18 protein-coding genes are annotated in these 19,566 nt (G+C 56.8%); 12 read left to right on the top strand and 6 right to left on the bottom strand.

The features are described 5' to 3' along the window. Nucleotides 1-49: 49 nt before the first annotated feature. Nucleotides 50-1,738, bottom strand: coding sequence for a nitrate/nitrite two-component system sensor histidine kinase NarQ (gene narQ, locus ACK13D_RS14140; RefSeq protein ID WP_418796675.1), 1,689 nt, complete (start codon nucleotides 1,736-1,738; stop codon nucleotides 50-52). A 254-nt stretch (nucleotides 1,739-1,992) separates the two neighbouring features. Between narQ and ACK13D_RS14135 the strand changes: the two genes are divergently transcribed. From ACK13D_RS14135 to ACK13D_RS14120, 4 genes are all read left to right on the top strand, one after another. Then, nucleotides 1,993-2,265 (top strand): YdgH/BhsA/McbA family protein, encoded by a 273-nt coding sequence (locus ACK13D_RS14135; protein ID WP_418796674.1) that lies wholly within the window; start codon nucleotides 1,993-1,995, stop codon nucleotides 2,263-2,265. A gap of 278 nt (nucleotides 2,266-2,543) precedes the next feature. After that, nucleotides 2,544-4,040: an L-asparagine permease gene (ansP, locus tag ACK13D_RS14130; protein WP_010259970.1), complete on the top strand. Its 1,497-nt coding sequence runs from the start codon at nucleotides 2,544-2,546 to the stop codon at nucleotides 4,038-4,040. Nucleotides 4,041-4,182: 142 nt separating this feature from the next. Beyond that, a complete protein-coding gene (gene nudK, locus ACK13D_RS14125; protein ID WP_187508227.1) occupies nucleotides 4,183-4,761 on the top strand; it encodes a GDP-mannose pyrophosphatase NudK in 579 nt (192 codons plus the stop codon). 189 nt (nucleotides 4,762-4,950) lie between these two features. Next, the gene (locus tag ACK13D_RS14120; protein ID WP_418796673.1) at nucleotides 4,951-6,024 is read left to right on the top strand and encodes a DUF1176 domain-containing protein; all 1,074 of its coding nucleotides are present in this window, start codon (nucleotides 4,951-4,953) and stop codon (nucleotides 6,022-6,024) included. On the opposite strand, the gene ampH is transcribed toward ACK13D_RS14120, so the two are convergent. From ampH to amiA, 5 genes are all read right to left on the bottom strand, one after another. After that, entirely contained in the window at nucleotides 6,021-7,184 is a 1,164-nt protein-coding gene (gene ampH, locus ACK13D_RS14115) for a D-alanyl-D-alanine-carboxypeptidase/endopeptidase AmpH (RefSeq protein WP_010259962.1), read from the bottom strand. The genes ACK13D_RS14120 and ampH overlap by 4 nt on opposite strands. Nucleotides 7,185-7,440: 256 nt before the next feature. After that, nucleotides 7,441-9,441 carry a transketolase gene (gene tkt, locus ACK13D_RS14110; protein WP_010259958.1) on the bottom strand — a complete coding sequence of 667 codons (2,001 nt, stop codon included), beginning with the start codon at nucleotides 9,439-9,441 and terminating at the stop codon, nucleotides 7,441-7,443. A 57-nt stretch (nucleotides 9,442-9,498) separates the two neighbouring features. Further along, nucleotides 9,499-10,449 (bottom strand): transaldolase, encoded by a 951-nt coding sequence (gene tal / locus ACK13D_RS14105; RefSeq protein ID WP_010259954.1) that lies wholly within the window; start codon nucleotides 10,447-10,449, stop codon nucleotides 9,499-9,501. Between the two features lie 346 nt (nucleotides 10,450-10,795). Continuing rightward, the gene (gene hemF, locus ACK13D_RS14100) at nucleotides 10,796-11,710 is read right to left on the bottom strand and encodes an oxygen-dependent coproporphyrinogen oxidase (protein ID WP_418796670.1); all 915 of its coding nucleotides are present in this window, start codon (nucleotides 11,708-11,710) and stop codon (nucleotides 10,796-10,798) included. Between the two features lie 100 nt (nucleotides 11,711-11,810). Next, entirely contained in the window at nucleotides 11,811-12,656 is an 846-nt protein-coding gene (gene amiA / locus ACK13D_RS14095) for an N-acetylmuramoyl-L-alanine amidase AmiA (RefSeq protein ID WP_418796669.1), read from the bottom strand. 207 nt (nucleotides 12,657-12,863) lie between these two features. On the opposite strand from amiA, the gene ACK13D_RS14090 reads away from it, so the two are divergent. From ACK13D_RS14090 to cysM, 8 genes are all read left to right on the top strand, one after another. Then, nucleotides 12,864-13,289 (top strand): GNAT family acetyltransferase, encoded by a 426-nt coding sequence (locus tag ACK13D_RS14090; protein ID WP_003848834.1) that lies wholly within the window; start codon nucleotides 12,864-12,866, stop codon nucleotides 13,287-13,289. Beyond that, complete coding sequence (locus tag ACK13D_RS14085) at nucleotides 13,279-13,746, top strand: DUF2919 family protein (protein WP_010259942.1); 468 nt, start codon at nucleotides 13,279-13,281, stop codon at nucleotides 13,744-13,746. The genes ACK13D_RS14090 and ACK13D_RS14085 overlap by 11 nt, the downstream gene beginning before the upstream one ends. Nucleotides 13,747-13,811: 65 nt before the next feature. Next, the gene (locus tag ACK13D_RS14080; protein ID WP_418796665.1) at nucleotides 13,812-14,429 is read left to right on the top strand and encodes an RpoE-regulated lipoprotein; all 618 of its coding nucleotides are present in this window, start codon (nucleotides 13,812-13,814) and stop codon (nucleotides 14,427-14,429) included. Nucleotides 14,430-14,682: 253 nt separating this feature from the next. Further along, on the top strand, nucleotides 14,683-15,699 hold the full coding sequence (locus ACK13D_RS14075; RefSeq protein WP_033769723.1) for a sulfate ABC transporter substrate-binding protein: 1,017 nt from the start codon (nucleotides 14,683-14,685) through the stop codon (nucleotides 15,697-15,699). Continuing rightward, nucleotides 15,699-16,532 carry a sulfate/thiosulfate ABC transporter permease CysT gene (gene cysT / locus ACK13D_RS14070; protein WP_010259932.1) on the top strand — a complete coding sequence of 278 codons (834 nt, stop codon included), beginning with the start codon at nucleotides 15,699-15,701 and terminating at the stop codon, nucleotides 16,530-16,532. Before ACK13D_RS14075 ends, cysT begins: the two co-directional genes overlap by 1 nt. Next, nucleotides 16,532-17,407 carry a sulfate/thiosulfate ABC transporter permease CysW gene (gene cysW, locus ACK13D_RS14065; RefSeq protein ID WP_010259929.1) on the top strand — a complete coding sequence of 292 codons (876 nt, stop codon included), beginning with the start codon at nucleotides 16,532-16,534 and terminating at the stop codon, nucleotides 17,405-17,407. Before cysT ends, cysW begins: the two co-directional genes overlap by 1 nt. After that, nucleotides 17,397-18,485: a sulfate/thiosulfate ABC transporter ATP-binding protein CysA gene (gene cysA / locus ACK13D_RS14060; protein ID WP_033758582.1), complete on the top strand. Its 1,089-nt coding sequence runs from the start codon at nucleotides 17,397-17,399 to the stop codon at nucleotides 18,483-18,485. Before cysW ends, cysA begins: the two co-directional genes overlap by 11 nt. An 81-nt stretch (nucleotides 18,486-18,566) precedes the next feature. Beyond that, nucleotides 18,567-19,451, top strand: coding sequence for a cysteine synthase CysM (cysM, locus tag ACK13D_RS14055; protein WP_010259921.1), 885 nt, complete (start codon nucleotides 18,567-18,569; stop codon nucleotides 19,449-19,451). Nucleotides 19,452-19,566 lie beyond the last annotated feature (115 nt).

Below are 19,566 nucleotides of genomic sequence, written 5' to 3'. Positions count from 1 at the left end.
GTCGCAAACCGATAGATTATTTTAATAAATTAAGACCCGCTCTGGCCTGCTATTCCAGCGGGCGCGCCGGTTGCGGTGGAAAGCGCAACTCCACCCTGGTACCCCGTGGCTGTGCGTGGAGGGTCAGATGGCCGCTCAGGCGCTGAGCGCGCTCCGCCATAATAGTCAGGCCGTAATGGCCCGGCGGTTCGTCAGTGCTGTTCATCCCCACGCCATCATCCGTAATCGTCAGTAAGTGCTCACCTTTTTCACTGTGCTGATAATCCACCCGGATAACCTGCGCACTGGCGTGACGAATCGCATTCAGCAGCGCCTCACGGACGATCTGCAACACATGCACCTGCTGTTGTGCTTCCAGACTCTGCAGGCCGGTCTGATAGTTAAAGTGTATCTCTGCACTGCTCTTCTCCTGCAGCGAGGCGATCATCGCCTGCATGGCCGCCACCAGATCCGCCTGCTCAATGGTCAGACGGAAAGTGGTCAGCAGCTCACGCAGCTGACGATAGGCCTCGGCCAGCGCCTGATCGAAGTCCGCGATAATGGTATGGGCGGCGCTATCGTCTTTATCAACGGCGCGGCGCAGCAGGGTCAGCTGAATGCGTAAAAACGAGAGCGACTGCGCCAGCGAGTCATGTAATTCCCGGGCAATGGTCGTGCGCTCTTCAATCAGCAGCATCTGCTGATACTGCTGCTGTGCCTGCCAGATCCAGATAGCCCGTCCCAGCATCGCCGCCAGGCTGCGCATCAGTTCATCCGGAGGCGAGGCACCAGCTGTCTGCCAGCGCAGCTCGCCAATCTGCTGCTCGTCCTGCTGTAACGGCAGACGTTGCCACTGACCGGCTGCCTGATCATCACCGGCACGAAACTGAAACTGGTCGCTGTCGAGCCGGATCGCCGTCAGTTTCTCGCGCGTCAGTACATTGGTTAACACGGCTTCAAACAGTGCCGGATGCAGCGGGCTGGCGGTCAGCATTTGTGAGCTGTCATAGAGTAGCGACAGCGTGCGATTAGCCTGGGTTAAATCTTCTGTTTTGGCGCGCACCGTGCTTTCCAGCAGCTGGTAGTGCGAATGCAGCCGTGCCGCCATGCCGCTGAAGGCATGCGACAGCACCCGCAGTTCATTCTGCTGCTCAACATGCAGCGGCGGAAAAGCAAAGTTGCCGCTCTCTACGTAGCGACTGGCGGTGACCAGCGCATTAAGCGGGCGCACCACCTGCAGTCGGGTAAAGCGAATCGTCATCAGTGCCAGCGCCACAATCGCAATGACCCCCACCAGGCTGCTGGCGGCCACCAGATGCATTTTCAACTCGGTATAGCGTTGCAGACCCAGCACAAAGCGATCGATTTCACCGACGTAGATCGGCACCTGCTGCTGATAAGCCACGGTATCGCCCTGTTGCAACTGTTGCTGCAGCGAGGGCCAGGCGGCACGCAGCCGTTGATAGCGAACACTTACTTCACGGGGTACCCAGGGCCGATCAAGTTTCTGCAGCACCGAGGCATCCAGCGTTTGCTGATAGCGCGCCAGATGATGAGCCAGATTTTGCGGCTGACGGCTGGCATCCCAGGCCATGCGATAGCTCTGCATGCGCAGTGAACCCGCCAGATTGATCGCCTCCGCGTCGCGCTGGCTGCTCAGGAGCGTGACTAATGCCAGACCGGTGGTGAGCAGCGACAGCAGGACAATGGCGCTGAGCGCCTGAGCGATGCTTTGAGTTACGGAACGTTTAACAATCACATGAATGGCCCTGTTGAGAGTGCGGGAATTATAAGAGCGCATTAACGTAACGCAAATGATCCATTCCCTGTTTATCGCACAGGACGTTACACATCGCACATAAAATGACCGCAACTGACAGTTCCCAGGACGTGCTGCTGTTCAACGCTTAAAAAAGGAACAGGTTTACATCGTCCCGATGTTGCTTTTCATTGCAGCGCTAATAATTCATCCAGTCATCAACTCAACCCCGATCACAGATTAAGGAGCATCCAATGAAAAAGCTGAATGCTGTCCTGGCGGGCGCATTACTGGCTACCGCCTCATTTGCCACTTTCGCCGCCGCGCCGGTCGATCATTCGCAGGCGCAGAGTATGCAGAGCATCGGTAGCGTTTCGGTTTCCGGTGTTCGCGGCTCGCTGGACGATGCGAATCGCCAGCTGTCGCAAAAAGCGGAAGAGATGGGCGCCAGCCATTACCGCGTTATCGGTGTCGATAACCCAGGCGACTCCAGCCTGTGGAGCGGCACCGCAGAGATTTATCGCTAACCCAACCCTCCTGTTTCCATCCCTGTAGCTTTTACCGGCCTGAAAATGGCCGGTTTTTTTGTTTTTGTGCATCAGGATGGATTCTTACAAATCAGCCTGTGCATCTGCCCGGTATATTTTGCTTCGTTCTTGCAGAACGGGTAGGATTCATCGCCGTAAATTCCCGCGCTGCCTGGCACTCACTCACAGGCAAACGCACAGAGGAAAATACCCCATTTCACAGGGCATTACGCCTGAAATGGGGGCGACGACTGATAGTCAGGACAAACAGGAATGCTATGAAATCTAAAAACAAAACCCCAGGCGAGATGCGCGCTGCGAAACGACGCTGGCTCAACTCTCATGACGCCGGCTACCAGAAGGCGATGGGTAACCGTCACGTACAGATGATTGCGATCGGCGGTGCCATCGGTACCGGTTTGTTCCTGGGCGCAGGTGGCCGTTTGCAGGCTGCTGGCCCCGCCTTAGCCATCATCTATCTGGTGTGTGGCATCTTCTCCTTCTTTATTCTGCGTGCGCTGGGCGAACTGGTGTTACACCGTCCCAGCAGCGGCAGCTTCGTCTCCTACGCCCGTGAATTCCTGGGTGAGAAAGCCTCCTACGTGGCGGGCTGGATGTACTTCGTCAACTGGGCAATGACCGGCATCGTCGATATCACCGCCGTCGCGCTCTACATGCACTACTGGGGCGCGTTTGGTGATGTGCCACAGTGGGTGTTCGCCCTGGGCGCGCTGGCGATTGTCGGCACCATGAACATGATCGGCGTAAAGTGGTTTGCCGAGATGGAGTTCTGGTTCGCGCTGGTGAAAGTGCTGGCGATAGTGATCTTCCTGGTAGTGGGCGTGGTATTCCTTGGCACCGGCAAACCGCTGGATGGCAACAGTACCGGCTTCCATCTGATCACCGATAACGGTGGCATGTTCCCGCACGGCTTACTGCCTGCGCTGGTGCTGATTCAGGGTGTAGTGTTCGCCTTTGCCTCTATCGAACTGGTAGGTACGGCGGCCGGCGAATGTAAAGACCCGAAAACCATGCTGCCGAAAGCGATCAATAGCGTGATCTGGCGTATCGGCCTGTTCTACGTTGGCTCCGTGGTCCTGCTGGTGCTGCTGCTGCCGTGGAACGCCTATCAGGCGGGTCAGAGTCCGTTTGTTACCTTCTTCTCGAAGCTGGGCGTGCCTTACGTTGGCAGCATCATGAATATCGTGGTGCTGAGTGCGGCGCTCTCCAGCCTGAACTCGGGCCTCTACTCAACCGGGCGTATTCTGCGCTCCATGTCGATGGGTGGCTCTGCACCGAAATTCATGTCTAAGATGAACGGTCAGCAGGTGCCTTATGCCGGTATTCTGGTGACCATCGCCGTCTATGTGATTGGTGTGGTGCTTAACTACTATGTGCCTTCTCAGGTGTTTGAGATCGTCCTGAACGTCGCCTCGCTGGGGATTATCTCCTCCTGGGCCTTTATCGTGGTTTGTCAGCTGCGTCTGCGCAAAGCGATTAAAGAGGGCAAGGCGGATGATGTCAGCTTCAAGCTGCCAGGCGCGCCGTTTACCTCATGGCTGACGCTGCTGTTCCTGTTCAGCGTGCTGGTGCTGATGGCGTTTGACTACCCGAACGGGACTTACACCATCGCCTCCATTCCGCTGATCGCGGTATTGCTGGTGCTGGGATGGTTTGGCGTGCGTAAGCGTGTTCACGCCATAGCTGAGACCGAACAGGATCATCACGAAGAGGAGCCTCAGCCGACCCGACTGGCTGACGACACCTCGCGCTGATAAGCGCAGCAGCAATCAGGCCAGCCTTCGGGCTGGCTTTTTTTTGGCGTAAACCGCCTCATTCACCGCGAGAATTAAGATAGTTTTCCCGCAAGCTTGCCCCTATGATGAAAGGCTCCCTTTAAGCGGTAGCGGAGTCCTCATGTCGTTTAAGATCAACATCATCAAAGATAAGCTCCTGTCCGAAAACTGGTTTGTGCTGCGTAACTACACCTATGAGATCACCGATGGTCGTGGCGAGGTTATCCGCCATAAACGTGAAGTCTACGATCGCGGAAACGGGGCGACCATCCTGCTCTATAACCGTGAAAAGAACAGCGTGGTCCTGACGCGCCAGTTCCGTATCGCCACTTACGTCAACGGTAACGAGGGCGGCATGTTAATTGAAGCCTGTGCCGGCTTGCTGGACAACGACTCTCCGGAAGATTGCATTCGCAAAGAGGCGATTGAGGAGACCGGTTATGCGGTGGGCGAGGTGGAGAAACTCTATGCCTGCTATATGTCGCCGGGCGGCGTCACTGAATTGATCCACTTTTTCGCAGCGGAATATAATGAATCGCTGCGCGACAATGCGGGCGGCGGCGTTGAAGATGAGTCGATCGACGTGCTGGAACTGCCTTTCCCTGATGCGCTGGCGATGGTCGCCGATGGCCGCATTCGCGACGGCAAAACCGTCATGCTGTTGCAGCATGCGCAGATTGCTGGCTGGCTGATACCATAAAAAATCATGCAGTTAGCCTGTTGCAGCGTGACGGCGTTGAGCGTGGAAAGTGAAGCATAATCCACTTTTCATGCACGCTTTTTAAGCAGTTAACTGCGCTTTTTGCACAGGTTCACAGAATGGGAACCCTGGCAGGCCCGTTGATGCGCTATCCTCTCCACTCTGGGTATTCGGGGATCGATTTTCTTAATGTCGTATTGGATGAAATCGCTGTGGCTGTTGCCGTCTCTGTGGGTTGCCTGTGTTCAGGCGGAACCGTTGCAAAAGTCATTCAACGACTGGCAAATCACCTGCAACAATGAAGCCTTTTGCGTGGCGCGCAATATTCCGGGCGACAAAGGGTTAGTGATGACGATTTCGCGGCATGCGGGCGTCAACGATCGCCCCTTGCTGCGAATCGACTACGGCAGTGCCTACAGTGGCGCGCTGCCTGGCGGTTCGCTTCAGGATAACCTGCTACTGGATCAGCGCCGTCTGAAACCCGACCTCAAACACTGGACGGTTGAACCGCATCATCTCGCCACCAGCAATGCCATCGCAATTGATGAGTTTCTTGATCTGGTGATGGAGGCGAAAACCCTTCAGCTCACTTTCGATCCCAATGCGCTGATCTCCCTGCGCGGCATGAAGGCCGCGCTGTTGCTGATGGATGACACCCAGGGGCGGGTCAACAGCATGAGCGCATGGATTAAACGTGGCGATCGCGCCAGCTGGGATGTTCCGCCGCCGCCTGCGCTGCCGCCACTGCCGCCTGCTGTGGAGCCACCCGCGGCATTGACGCGCGATGAGACCAGCGGATTAATTGATTACGGCACCTGGCGGGTCAATACCGACTCCTGCTCACTCGATCCACTGCGCCGTGAAGTCAGCGTGGCGCCACTCACCGATCAGCGCGCGCTGCTGCTGGTGAGTTGTGAAATGGGGGCTTATAACGTGATCGATCTGGCGTTTGAAGTGACGCGCAGCCAGCCGTATGTCGCGCGCGGCATCACCTTAACTCTGCCGTTTACCCCGCCAGGTGCCAGTGATCGACAGCTTGAGCTGATTAACGCCGAATATGATGCGGCCAGCGGCCAGCTCTACACCTTTGGTAAAGGACGTGGATTGGGTGACTGCGGCAGTGCCACACGCTGGCAGTTTGATGGCACGCGTTTTGTGTTAGCGGAGTATGCGGAAGAGTCGACCTGTGATGCCTGGCACAGCAGTGATGACTGGCCAACCCTGTGGGTCAGCCAGTCTGACGGTGGCGTACAGCAGCGTTAACGAATCGCCTGCACCATCATCGGTGAGCCAAGCTGATTACCGACCAGTTCGGCCAGCATATTATTCACGCCGTCGCTCATTGGCGTAAAGCGGGTCAGCGGCGAGCGGGTCACCACCACAAATACCCCCACGTTATGCTGCGGCACCATCGCCATATAGGTGATGAAACCGCCGCCGCCGCCGGTTTTCTGAATAATGCCAGGGCGACCATTTTTCGGCCCCATAAAGACCCAGCCCATCCCCAGCGCATCTGCTTTACCCGGCACATCCATGCCTTCTACTTTGCTCAGCTGATCGCGACGATAGATCAGCGTCTGCAGTCGATCGATCTGCGGCGTGCGGTGGTTAACCGAAGAGTTAAGGAACTGCTGCATCCAGCGGCCCATATCATCCGGCGTGGAGTAAACACCGCCGCTGCCAATCGCCGCCAGGGTGTTATTGCACGGACTGGCCCCTTTTTCCGCCACCATCAGGCGTCCGCACTGCTCTGGCGAAGGCGTAAACGTCGTGTCCTTCATGCCGAGCGGGCGGGTAATCAGCTGCTGAAACAGCGCCGGATAGGGTTTGCCGGTGGCGCGCGACAGTGCATCACCCAGCAGATCGTAGCCCAGGTTAGAGTAGGCGGCACTGCTGCCTGGCGCCGCTTTGAGGTTAGCGCGCGACAGCCACGCCCAGCGTTCACCACGGGTCGGCCAGACAAATACCGGACGCTGCGCTTTGCCGCCTGGCTGTTCGCGCGGCAGTCCGCTGGTGTGGGTCGAGAGATTGATCAGGCGAATGGGCTGACCATTGTAGGTGGGCACGCGTGAACCCGGCGGCGCATATTTACTCAGGGGATCGTCGAGGCGGATCTGTCCGCGCTCAGCCAGCTTCACCATTACTTCACTTGTCATCAGCTTACTCAGCGAGGCGATGCGAATCAGCGAATCTTTCTGCGGACGGACATTGTTGCCGGGACGGGTTTCACCAAAGCTGGCGAACACCCGCTGATTGCCATCAATCGCCACCAGTGCCATGCCGGTTGCACCGCTGCCGTAAAAGATATGTTCCGCATAGCGATCAACAATCTGAGAGGCCAGCAGTGGATCGGGCGCGACCTGCGCCATGCTTTTTAATGGAAGCAGTGAAACCATCAGGGCCAGTAAATAGGGTGTGCGCATGTTCAACGGAAGTGGCTTCGCTATAAAATCGGAGGAAATCTGCCTTCACTCATCGGGATGCATCAGGACAGAACCGCGTTATCCCGGCAGAACAACAGCAGGAACAGACGGACAGCCAGCGCACAGGCAGCATTAAGTATGACGGCTCTATAGTAATGAGTTTGCGCAGGGCGGGAAGAGGGGAATGGAGTTTTTTTTATGTATCAGGCTATAAGTGGAAATGGCCCTTCCCGGTGAGCCGGGAAGGGCATAAGCATTAAACTGGCTTGAGTAATGCTTCAGCGTGGCTGACGATATTCTCAACCGTGAAGCCAAACTCCGGGAACAGCTGACTGGCCGGGGCGGATTCACCAAAGGTGGTCATACCGACAATCGCACCGTCCAGACCGACATACTTGAACCAGTAGTCAGCAATACCCGCTTCTACCGCCACACGCGCTTTCACGCCGCTCGGCAGTACGGATTCGCGGTAAGCGGCATCCTGCGCATCAAACAGGTCAGTAGAAGGCAGTGAAACCACCCGCACCTTGTGACCGCCTGAAGTGAGCTTATCCGCTGCACCCAGGGTGATCTCAATCTCTGAACCGGTTGCGATCAGAATCACTTCTGGTGTGCCGTCGCAATCCTTAAGCACGTAGCCGCCGCGTTTGATGTTTTCGATCTGCTCCGGGGTACGTTCCGGCTGCAGCAGATTCTGACGCGAGAGGATCAGCGCTGTCGGGCCGTGATGACGTTCGACGGCGGCTTTCCACGCTACAGCGGTTTCGACCTGATCGCACGGACGCCATACGCTCATGTTTGGTGTCAGACGCAGGCTGGCGATCTGCTCTACCGGCTGGTGCGTCGGGCCATCTTCGCCCAGACCGATGGAGTCATGGGTGTAGACCAGAATCTGTCGTGCCTTCATCAGTGCAGCCATACGCGCGGCGTTACGCGCATATTCAACAAACATCAGGAAGGTTGCGGTGTAGGGAACGAAACCGCCATGGTGCGCGATACCGTTACCAATCGCCGTCATACCAAATTCACGCACGCCGTAGTGAATATAGTTACCGGCCGGATCCTCTTTGATCGATTTAGAACCAGACCAGATGGTGAGGTTACTCGGTGCCAGGTCAGCAGAACCGCCGAGGAACTCCGGCAGCATTTTGCCATAGGCTTCCAGCGAGTTTTGTGACGCTTTACGGCTGGCGATTTTCTGCGGGTTAGCCTGCAACTCCTGAATGAACCGGGTCGCTTCGGTTTCCCAGTTGGCGGGCATTTCGCCATTCATCCGGCGCTCATACTCTTTCGCCAGCTCTGGATGGGCTTCTTTGTAAGCCGCAAATTTTGCATCCCAGGCTTTTTCGCGTTCAGCACCCGCCGCTTTGGCATCCCACTGCTGGTAGATTTCAGCCGGGATTTCAAACGCCGGATAGTTCCAGCCGAGCTGTTTGCGGGTCAGGGCAACTTCTGCCTCACCCAGCGCCGCGCCGTGCGACTCCTCTTTACCGGCTTTGTTCGGCGAACCGAAACCGATAATAGTGCGGCAGATAATCAGTGAAGGCTTATCGGTGACGCTCTGCGCCTCTTTGATCGCCTCACGAATGGCATCAGCGTCATGGCCGTCAATGTCGCCAATCACATGCCAGTTGTAGGACTCAAAGCGTTTATGGGTGTCGTCAGTAAACCAGCCTTCGGTCTCGCCATCGATCGAGATACCGTTATGGTCATAGAAGCCGATCAGTTTGCCGAGACCCAGGGTCCCCGCCAGTGAACAGACTTCGTGCGAGATGCCTTCCATCAGACAGCCATCGCCCATAAACACATAGGTGTGGTGATCGACAATCTCATGATCCGGACGGTTAAACTGCGCGGCCAGCGTGCGTTCTGCAATGGCTAAGCCCACGGCGTTAGCCAGTCCCTGACCCAGCGGGCCAGTGGTGGTTTCAACGCCTGGGGTGTAGCCGATTTCCGGGTGACCTGGCGTTTTAGAGTGCAGCTGACGGAAATTTTTCAGCTCTTCAATCGGCAGGTCATAACCGCTCAGGTGCAGCAGGCTATAAAGCAGCATCGAGCCGTGGCCGTTGGAGAGGATAAAGCGGTCGCGATCAAGCCAGGCGGGATTGGTCGGATTATGCTGGAGGAAGTCGCGCCACAACACTTCGGCGATATCGGCCATTCCCATTGGCGCACCGGGGTGGCCTGAATTTGCCTTCTGTACCGCATCCATGCTCAGTGCACGAATCGCGTTTGCCAACTCTCTGCGTGAGGACATAAAGTTCTCCCTTGTTATGCATCAGGGCGGGAAAGTCCCGCCCGACTAAAATAAAGACTACAGGCGTGCGGCGAGCACATCTTCCAGCTTCTGCTGGTCAACCGCGAACTGGCGGATGCCGTCAGAGAGTTTTTCAACTGCCATCGGATCCTGATTATGTTCCCAACGGAACTCCGCCTCGGAGAGCGGCGACGGCTGGTGGAAACCTTCAGTTGAAGGCTCCAGTTTGCGCTCAAGCGGCGCATCACTGTTCTGCAACTCTTCCAGCAGGTTAGGTGACAGGGTCAGGCGGTCGCAGCCTGCCAGCGCGATAATCTGCTCCACTTTACGGAAGCTGGCGCCCATGATGATGGTGCTGTAACGATGCTTTTTGTAGTAATCGTAGATGCGACGCACGGATTTCACGCCCGGATCTTCATCTGCCACGTAGGGGTCCATGGGTTTGCGCGAGTTATACCAGTCGTAGATGCGTCCAACGAACGGGGAGATCAGGAACACGCCCGCTTCGGCACAGGCACGCGCCTGAGCAAAGGAGAAGAGCAGTGTCAGGTTGCACTGAATGCCGTTTTTCTCCAGCTCTTCCGCTGCGCGGATGCCTTCCCAGGTCGAGGCCAGCTTAATCAGTACGCGTGAGCGATCGATACCGTGCTCTTCATACATCCGAATCAGTTTTTCTGCTTTGGTCACACACATGCCACGATCGAAGGAGAGGCGCGCATCCACTTCGGTCGAAACACGGCCCGGTATGCTTTTCAGGATTTCCATACCAAGGTTGATCGCCACTTTGTCGCTGGCGTTAATAATCTGCGTCTCTTTGCTGCCGCCCTGTTTTTTGGCGTACTCAATCGCGTCATCCATCAGGTGCTTATACCCTTCGAGACCGGACGCTTTCAGAATGAGTGAGGGGTTGGTGGTGGCGTCTTCCGGATGGTAATTACGAATCGATTCGATATCACCACTGTCCGCCACCACGGTGGTGAACTGTTTTAGGGCTTCTAGCTGGTTCATCTCTAAACTCCTTGAAAAGAAAAATGAAAGCGAACAGGGGGCACCTCAGGCCTCGCAGCCGGTCTGTGGCATGTTCTGCTACCGGGAACGCGAACCCATAACATTGCAACAGAGAGTTTCTGATGAACATGCGGTTTCTCTGATTGTTGCGCTGCGAGGCGGTGCGAAGGAGCCGTCATGCGGTGTTAACCGTGGGGTGCGCCATATTCCACCCATAAGCATAGCAGTCAGGAGGAATGACGCAGGCCACACTGTAGCAATCTGTGCCCTGTAAAAAAGAAGAGGCCGATCAGGCGAGAGGTAAGCGCAGCGCGGGTTGAGACGCGCGCTGCAGCGGCAGAAACGATCAGCCGGGCAGATTCAGCCAGTTCTTCACCGGCAGGAAATCGCGATAGAGGGCGGCTTCAGGTGAGTCGGCATCGGGCTGATAATCATATTCCCAGCGGACCAGCGGGGGCATCGACATCAGGATCGATTCAGTGCGACCGCCGGTCTGCAGACCAAACAGCGTGCCGCGGTCCCACACCAGATTAAACTCCACATAGCGACCACGGCGATAGAGCTGGAACTGGCGCTCACGATCGCCCCACGGGTGATCTTTACGGCGCGCCACAATCGGCCGATAGGCATCCATAAAGCCGCGGCCTACCGCCTGCATAAAGCTGAAGCTCTGCTCAAAGTCGGGCGTATTGAGATCGTCAAAAAAGAGGCCGCCAATGCCGCGCTGCTCATCACGATGCTTCAGATAGAAATAGTCATCACACCACTTTTTATAGCGCGGATAGACATCCTCGCCAAAAGGCTGGCAGAGATCAGCGGCGGTCTGGTGCCAGTGCAGCGCATCTTCTTCGAAGCCATAAAAAGGGGTCAGGTCAAATCCGCCACCAAACCACCAGACCGGATCGGCACCCGGTTTCTCCGCGATAAAAAAGCGCACGTTGGCGTGGCTGGTGGGCACATAGGGATTGTTCGGGTGGATCACCAGCGACACGCCCATCGCTTCAAAGCTGCGACCCGCCAGCTCCGGCCGGTGTGCAGTGGCGGATGCCGGCATCTGATCGCCATGCACGTGCGAAAAGTTGACGCCCGCCTGCTCAAACACCGCGCCGTTGCGCAGCACGCGGCTCTGACCGCCGCCGCCGCCAGGACGCTGCCAGCTATCTTCGGCAAACGCTGCGCCGCCATCTTCAGCCGCCAGCTGGTTACAAATCTCATCCTGCAATGCGAGCAGGAACGCTTTTACGCGGGAAATATCAGCCATTTTTTCGCTTATGGTTTGTCAAAGTCTGACGCGATTATACGCAAAACCGCGCCGCTTGCATGAGTGCAGCGAGTCGCACGGCCTGAACCGGCGACACGCATCAGGTGTTGCGCCGATCAAACTCATCAAAGTAATTGACGATGCCGCTGGCAATAGCCGAGGCGATTTTCTGGCGAAACGCGGTGGTGCCAAGCAGCTGCTCTTCACGCGGATTGGTAATAAAGGAGGTCTCGACCAGCACCGAGGGGATCGACGGTGACTTGAGTACCGCAAAGGCAGCCTGCTCGGTGTGCTGGCTGTGAAGATGATGAACCGGGCGGATCTGATCCAGTACATGCTTGCCCAGCGTCAGGCTGTTTTTGATGGTGTCCGTCTGCACCAGATCGAACAGGATCTGCTGCAGATAGTGATCCTGCTGCTGCGCTTTCACGCCACCCAGCTTATCCGCATCGTTCTCCCGCTGTGACAGATAACGCGCCATCGAGCTACTGGCACCGCGATTAGAGAGCGCAAACACCGAGGCACCGCTGGCATCGGGACTGGTAAAACCGTCGGCATGAATCGACATAAAGAGATCTGCGCCGTGCTGGTGGGCGATCTCCACCCGCTGATAGAGCGGAATAAAGTGGTCGCTGTCGCGGGTCAGACGCACTTCTATGCGCGGATGGCTCTGTAGCTGACGCTGCACGTTACCGGCAATCTCCAGCACGATGTGTTTCTCTTCGGAACCCTCTTCGCCAACGGCGCCGGAGTCGATGCCGCCGTGACCGGGGTCGATCATCACGATACGTTTACCGTTCTTAGCGGGCGGGGCAGGGCGCGAGTGACGATTTGCACCAGTAAGGGCTTGTTCTTTAGCCTGAACCGCGCGCGGCGATAAAATGGCCAGAGCCAGCCCGGAAAGCAGTAACTGACGGCGATGAATCAAACGTTTAAGCAGGTGCATGTGCGGGTCCGGTAACAGGAATCTTGCCGGTGTTATAGCCTAAGGGGCTGCTGCCTGCGATCACAGAACCATTTCAGGGCATTACTTTGTATTGCAGGTCGCGAACAGTAAATTTGCGCTTTTTTATTTGTCGCCCGTCATGGAGGGTTGCGTGCGGCAGAGAATGCGTGATAATCAGCAAATTGTGCTTATTTGCAGGTAAAGAAGATGGAAATCCGCGCCTTCCGCCAGGAAGATTTTGAAGAAGTGATCACCTTATGGGAACGTTGCGATTTGTTACGGCCATGGAACGATCCTGAGCTGGATATCGAACGCAAAATGAATCACGACCCCGATCTCTTTCTGGTCGCTGAAGTGGGCGGCGTGGTCGTGGGCACACTGATGGGCGGCTATGATGGCCATCGCGGCGCGGCTTACTATCTGGCCGTGCATCCCGACTATCAGGGACGCGGCTTTGCGAATGCGCTGATGAATCGTCTGGAGAAGAAGCTTATCGCGCGCGGCTGTCCGAAACTGCATCTGATGATCCGCGAAGAGAATGATCAGGTGGTGGCGTTCTATGAGAAGCTCGATTATGAGCCGGTTGATGCGCTGCTGTTTGGTAAACGTCTGATCGAAGATCGTGAATACTAAGCCGTCACCGGGCTATCTGCCGGACGAGTATGACGCCAGAGGGCAGCTGCGGCTGCCGTTTCTTTTTTGGCTGATCCTGTTACTCCAGGCACGGACCTGGCTGCTGCTGGTGATGGCCGGGGCGTCACGGCAGCAGGGCAACGATCTGCTGGCGCTGTTCTATCCGGATCGTCAGGCGTTCTGGATCGGTCTTGCGCTGGGTTTACCGGCGCTGGCGGGCCTGCTGCTGACCGGGTATCGCACCCGCCTGCCGCGACTCTGGCAGCACTGGCGCAGCGTGCTGGCGCTGTCGCTGCTGGTGAATCTGCTCTGGCAGGGAATGCAGTTTGTGCAGGGCGATCTGCTCACCTCACCGCTGCCATTGCTGCTGACGCTCTTTGACCTGCTGGCGCTTATCTGGCTGCAATCCAGCCGCCGCTGTCGCGACTGCTTTCTGCCCGAACATCATCTTCACTAAACTTTTTGTCGCTTTGCGACTCCAATCAGTTCCGCCTTTCCGGCATCGCATTTACAGGAGTTCTCATGAAAGCTGTTCGTTCCACGCTACTGATCGCCGCGGTTGTACTGAGCGGCTGTGCCAGTTCGGGTTCCGGCGCTGACAGCAGCCAGCAGGCAAGCTGGTGGAATCCGCTGACGTATCACTGGTCTTCGGCGCTGCCGTGGAACTGGTTCGGTTCCTCGCTGACCACGACAGAACAGGGTGTGGGTGGGTTAACTGCCTCGACCGCCATGAAAGAGGACGCGATTAATGCCGGACTGAACGGTGACTATAGCCTGCGTCAGGGCATGCGCAGCCAGAATGGTCAGGTGGTCTCTTTCTGGCAGGCGCTGGATGATGGCAACGTTAAGCTGGTGATTTACGGGCAGTCGCAGGTCGAACGTATTGAGGTCATGGACAGCGCAATCGCCAGCAGCGATGGCAGCAAAGTGGGTGATCTCTTCAGTAATAAGTTCAGCAAAGCCTTCGACAACTGCACCTTAGCCAGCGGCACCGATGCGCGTGACGTGGCGTGCCGTGCGCCTGGCAGTCAGCATCTGACCTATGTTTATCAGGGTGACTGGCATGGACCAGAGGGATTAATGCCCTCGGACGATACGCTGAAAAGCTGGAAAATCAGCAAGATTGTCTGGCAGCGTTAATCCCTCGTCTTCAGCGCGCCGCCCGTCAGGCGGCCGCTGAGCCTCCCAAAACCTTTGCCGGCGCGCACGGCACGGGGTTCCTCCTCCCTATCGGCTTTTGCTGATTTCTGCATAAACAGTGCCGTCGTCTTATGCTTTTTTCGACTTTGAAATCATCAAACGATATATAAAACCGTTACTGGTTTTCACTGAGTTATAAATAAACTGGTGCCTCAGCGGGTGAGATCCGCATCAATCTTTTTCAGGGTGCCAAATGACATTACAAGCGATGAAAAAAATCGTGAGCGGTATCGCGTTGTCGCTGAGCCTGGCCGGCGCAGCCAATGCCACTGAACTTCTTAATAGCTCTTACGATGTGTCGCGGGAGCTGTTTGTCGCCCTGAATGCTCCCTTCGTTAAACAGTGGGATGCCAGCCATCCCGGCGATCCACTGACCATTAAGATGTCGCACGCCGGTTCATCGAAGCAGGCGCTGGCTATCCTGCAGGGACTGCGCGCGGATGTCGTCACGTACAATCAGGTTACGGATGTGCAGGTGCTGCACGATAAAGGCAACCTGATTGCCGCAGACTGGAAAAGCCGTCTGCCGAATAACAGCTCGCCTTTCTACTCCACCATGGCGTTTCTGGTGCGCAAAGGGAATCCAAAACAGATTCACGACTGGTCAGATTTGACCCGCAGTGATGTGAAGCTGATTTTCCCGAATCCGAAAACCTCCGGGAATGGTCGCTATACCTATCTGGCCGCCTGGGGCGCAGCGGATAAAGCGGACGGGGGCGATCAGGCCAAAACCCGTGCCTTTATGACGCAATTCCTGAAAAACGTTGAAGTGTTCGACACCGGCGGTCGCGGTGCGACCACGACCTTTGCTGAGCGTGGCCTGGGCGACGTATTAATTAGCTTTGAGTCCGAAGTGAATAACATCCGCAACCAGTACGGCAAAGATGAGTATGAAGTGGTGGTGCCGAAAACCAACATTCTGGCGGAGTTTCCGGTGGCATGGGTGGATAAAAACGTCGCGACCAATAAAACCGCTGATGCGGCCAGCGCTTATCTGAACTATCTCTACACGCCTGAAGCGCAGAATATTATTACTCACTACTACTATCGCGTGAACAATGCACAGCTGATGGCGGAGCAGAAAGATCGCTTCCCGCAGACCAACCTGTTCCGGGTGGAAGAGGCGTTTGGCGGCTGGGATAAGGTGATGAAGACGCACTTCGTCAGCGGCGGTGAGCTTGATAAGTTGTTAGCGGCGGGGCGCGGATAATGTTTGCAGCCAGCCAGAAACGCGTGTTGCCCGGCTTTGGTCTCAGCCTCGGCACCAGCCTACTCTTTACCTGTCTGATTCTGCTGCTGCCTATCAGCGCGGTGATCATGCAGCTGTCGCAGATGACGCTGCAACAGTACTGGGATGTGGTGACCAATCCGCAGCTGATTGCCGCCTATAAAGTAACGCTGCTCTCTGCAGGCGTCGCCTCACTGTTTAATGCGGTGTTCGGCATGCTGATGGCATGGATCCTGACCCGTTACCGTTTTCCGGGCCGGACGCTGCTGGATGGCCTGATGGATCTGCCGTTTGCACTGCCTACGGCGGTGGCGGGTCTGACCCTGGCCGGACTCTTTTCGGTCAACGGCTGGTATGGACAGTGGTTCGCTCAGTTCGACATCAAAATTTCCTATACCTGGATTGGTATCGCCATCGCCATGGCCTTTACCAGCATTCCGTTTGTGGTGCGTACCGTACAGCCGGTGCTGGAAGAGTTAGGCCCGGAGTATGAAGAGGCGGCCGAAACGCTGGGTGCCACGCCATGGCAGAGCTTCCGCCGCGTCGTGTTGCCGGAAGTGGCACCGGCGCTGCTGGCCGGGACTGCGCTCTCCTTTACCCGCAGCCTGGGTGAATTTGGTGCGGTGATCTTTATTGCCGGTAACATCGCCTGGAAAACGGAAGTCACCTCACTGATGATTTTTGTCCGGCTGCAGGAGTTCGACTATCCGGCGGCCAGCGCCATCGCCTCGGTGATCCTGGCGGCATCGCTGATTCTGTTATTTGCGATTAACACATTACAGAGCCGCTTTGGCCGTCGTCTGGGAGGTCACTAATGGCTGAGGTTTCACAGATTAATCACGCTGCACGTCAGCCAGTGAACTGGGGTAAGTGGCTGCTGATTAGTATCGGCGCGCTGATCTCGATTCTGCTGCTGGTGGTGCCGATGGCCTCCATCTTCTGGGAAGCGCTGAATCAGGGGCTGATTGTCGCCCTCAGCAATCTGGCGGATCCGGACATGCTGCATGCCATCTGGCTGACCGTGATGGTGGCGTTGATCACCGTACCGGTTAACCTGGTGTTCGGCACGCTGCTCGCCTGGCTGGTGACGCGCTTTACCTTTCCGGGGCGTCAGTTGCTGCTGACCCTGTTTGATATTCCTTTTGCCGTGTCGCCGGTCGTGGCCGGTCTGATGTATCTGCTGTTCTGGGGCGTTAATGGCCCGGCAGGCGGCTGGCTGGATGCGCATAACATCCAGATTATGTTTGCCTGGCCTGGCATGGTGCTGGCGACGGTGTTTGTGACCTGTCCGTTTGTGGTGCGCGAACTGGTCCCGGTGATGCTGAGTCAGGGCAGTCACGAAGATGAAGCGGCGGTGCTGCTGGGCGCCTCTGGCTGGCAGATGTTCCGCCGCGTAACGCTGCCGAACATTCGCTGGGCGCTGCTGTATGGCATCGTGCTGACCAACGCCCGTGCGATTGGTGAATTTGGTGCGGTCTCGGTGGTATCGGGATCGATTCGCGGTGAGACCTACACATTACCGCTTCAGGTTGAATTATTGCATCAGGACTACAACACCGTTGGCGCGTTCACCGCGGCCGCCCTGTTAACCCTGATGGCAATTGTGACGCTGTTTCTGAAAAGCATTGTGCAGTGGCGTTTAGAGCAACAGCACAAACGCCTGCAACAGGAGGGAAATCATGAGCATTGAGATTAACAAGATCAACAAATCCTTTGGTCGCACATCGGTGCTGAACGATATCTCTCTGGATATTGCCTCGGGTGAAATGGTGGCGCTGCTTGGCCCATCAGGCTCGGGTAAAACCACGCTGCTGCGCATTATTGCCGGGCTGGAGCATCAGAACAGCGGTCAAATCCGTTTTCATGGTAACGATGTCAGCCGCCTGCATGCTCGCGATCGTCAGGTCGGTTTTGTCTTCCAGCACTACGCGCTGTTCCGTCATATGACGGTATTCGACAACATCGCCTTTGGCCTGACCGTGCTGCCACGTCGTGAGCGTCCTTCAACGGCGGAGATCAAACAGCGTGTTACCCGTCTGCTGGAGATGGTGCAGCTGGCTCATCTGGCGAATCGCTTCCCGGCACAGCTGTCGGGCGGCCAGAAACAGCGTGTGGCGCTGGCGCGTGCGTTAGCGGTTGAACCGCAGATTCTGCTGCTGGATGAACCCTTTGGCGCGCTGGATGCTCAGGTGCGTAAAGAGCTGCGCCGCTGGCTGCGTCAGCTGCATGAAGAGCTGAAATTCACCAGTGTGTTTGTCACCCACGACCAGGAAGAGGCGATGGAAGTCGCGGATCGCGTGGTGGTGATGAGTCAGGGCAATATTGAACAGGTCGGCACGCCAGATGATGTGTGGCGCGATCCGGCGACCCGTTTTGTGCTGGAATTCCTGGGTGAAGTGAACCGCTTTGATGGCGAGATTCAGGGATCACAGTTCCATGTTGGCGCGCACCACTGGCCGCTGGGCTATACCTCGGCCCACCAGGGCGCGGTTGAGCTGTTCCTGCGTCCGTGGGAAATCGACGTGTCACGCCGCAGCAGTCTGGAAACCCCGCTGCCGGTACAGGTACTGGAAGTGAGCCCGCGTGGACACTTCTGGCAGCTGGTCGTCCAGCCTGCCGGCTGGCAGAGCGAGCCGGTTTCGGTGGTGTTTGAAGGTGAGCAGACAGCGCCGATTCGCGGCGAGCGTCTGTTTGTTGGCTTACAGCAGGCGCGTCTCTATAAGGGCGATACGCCACTGCGCGCAGTTGCCTTTGCACAAAGCGCCTGATATTTTCTCTTCAACACCGGGCGGGAGTGTCACTCCCGCCTTTTTTTCGCATCTGGTTTGTAAGATGCCAGGAACCGCACCGTGACGACTCTCGAAAATACCATCGGCAATACCCCGCTGATCAAGTTGCAGCGCCTGACGCCCGCCAACGGCAGCGAGGTCTGGCTCAAGCTGGAAGGCAATAATCCGGCAGGTTCGGTAAAAGATCGCGCGGCCTGGTCGATGATCAATCAGGCAGAGCTGCGTGGTGATATTGCACCTGGCGATCAGCTGATTGAAGCTACCAGCGGCAACACCGGGATTGCGCTGGCGATGATCGCGGCGATGAAAGGCTACCGACTTCGCCTGCTGATGCCCGACAATATGAGTCAGGAGCGGCAGGACGCGATGCGCGCCTATGGCGCAGAGTTAATTCTGGTGCCCCGTGAACAGGGCATGGAGGGCGCACGCGATCTGGCGCAGGCGATGGCGGCGCGCGGTGAAGGCCGGGTGCTGGACCAGTTTAATAATCCCGATAATCCGCTGGGTCACTATCAGACCACCGGCCCGGAATTGTGGCAGCAGTCGAACCAGCGCATGACCCATTTTGTCTCCAGCATGGGCACCACCGGCACCATTACCGGCGTAGGACGATATCTGAAAGAGCTCAACACGGGCGTGCAGGTGATCGGTTTGCAGCCCAGCGAAGGCAGCAGTATTCCAGGCATTCGTCGCTGGCCGCTTGCCTATCTGCCGGGGATCTATCGTCCCGATCTGGTCGATGATGTAATGGATATGACGCAAAAGGAAGCGGAAGAGACGATGCGGGCGCTGGCACGCCGTGAAGGCATTTTCTGTGGCGTCAGTTCAGGCGGCGCGGTGGCGGGTGCGCTGCGCATTGCGCAGGCCAATCCTGGCAGCGTGGTGGTGGCGATCGCCTGCGATCGCGGTGACCGTTATCTATCTACCGGACTCTATCATCAGTAACCTCTGCTGATGCGGAATCAGGCCTGTGCGTGCATTTACTGCCCACAGGCCTTTTTTTAACCCCAATTTTCGGTGCCAGACAGACTGAATCTGTAAGGATCGCGTAAATCAGGCT

Origin of the sequence: Pantoea sp. K16, from assembly GCF_048452805.1 — a bacterium.
Lineage (GTDB): Bacteria > Pseudomonadota > Gammaproteobacteria > Enterobacterales > Enterobacteriaceae > Pantoea > Pantoea agglomerans.
Note: the sequence above shows the minus strand (reverse complement) of the source record. Positions and strands in the feature narration are given on the sequence as shown.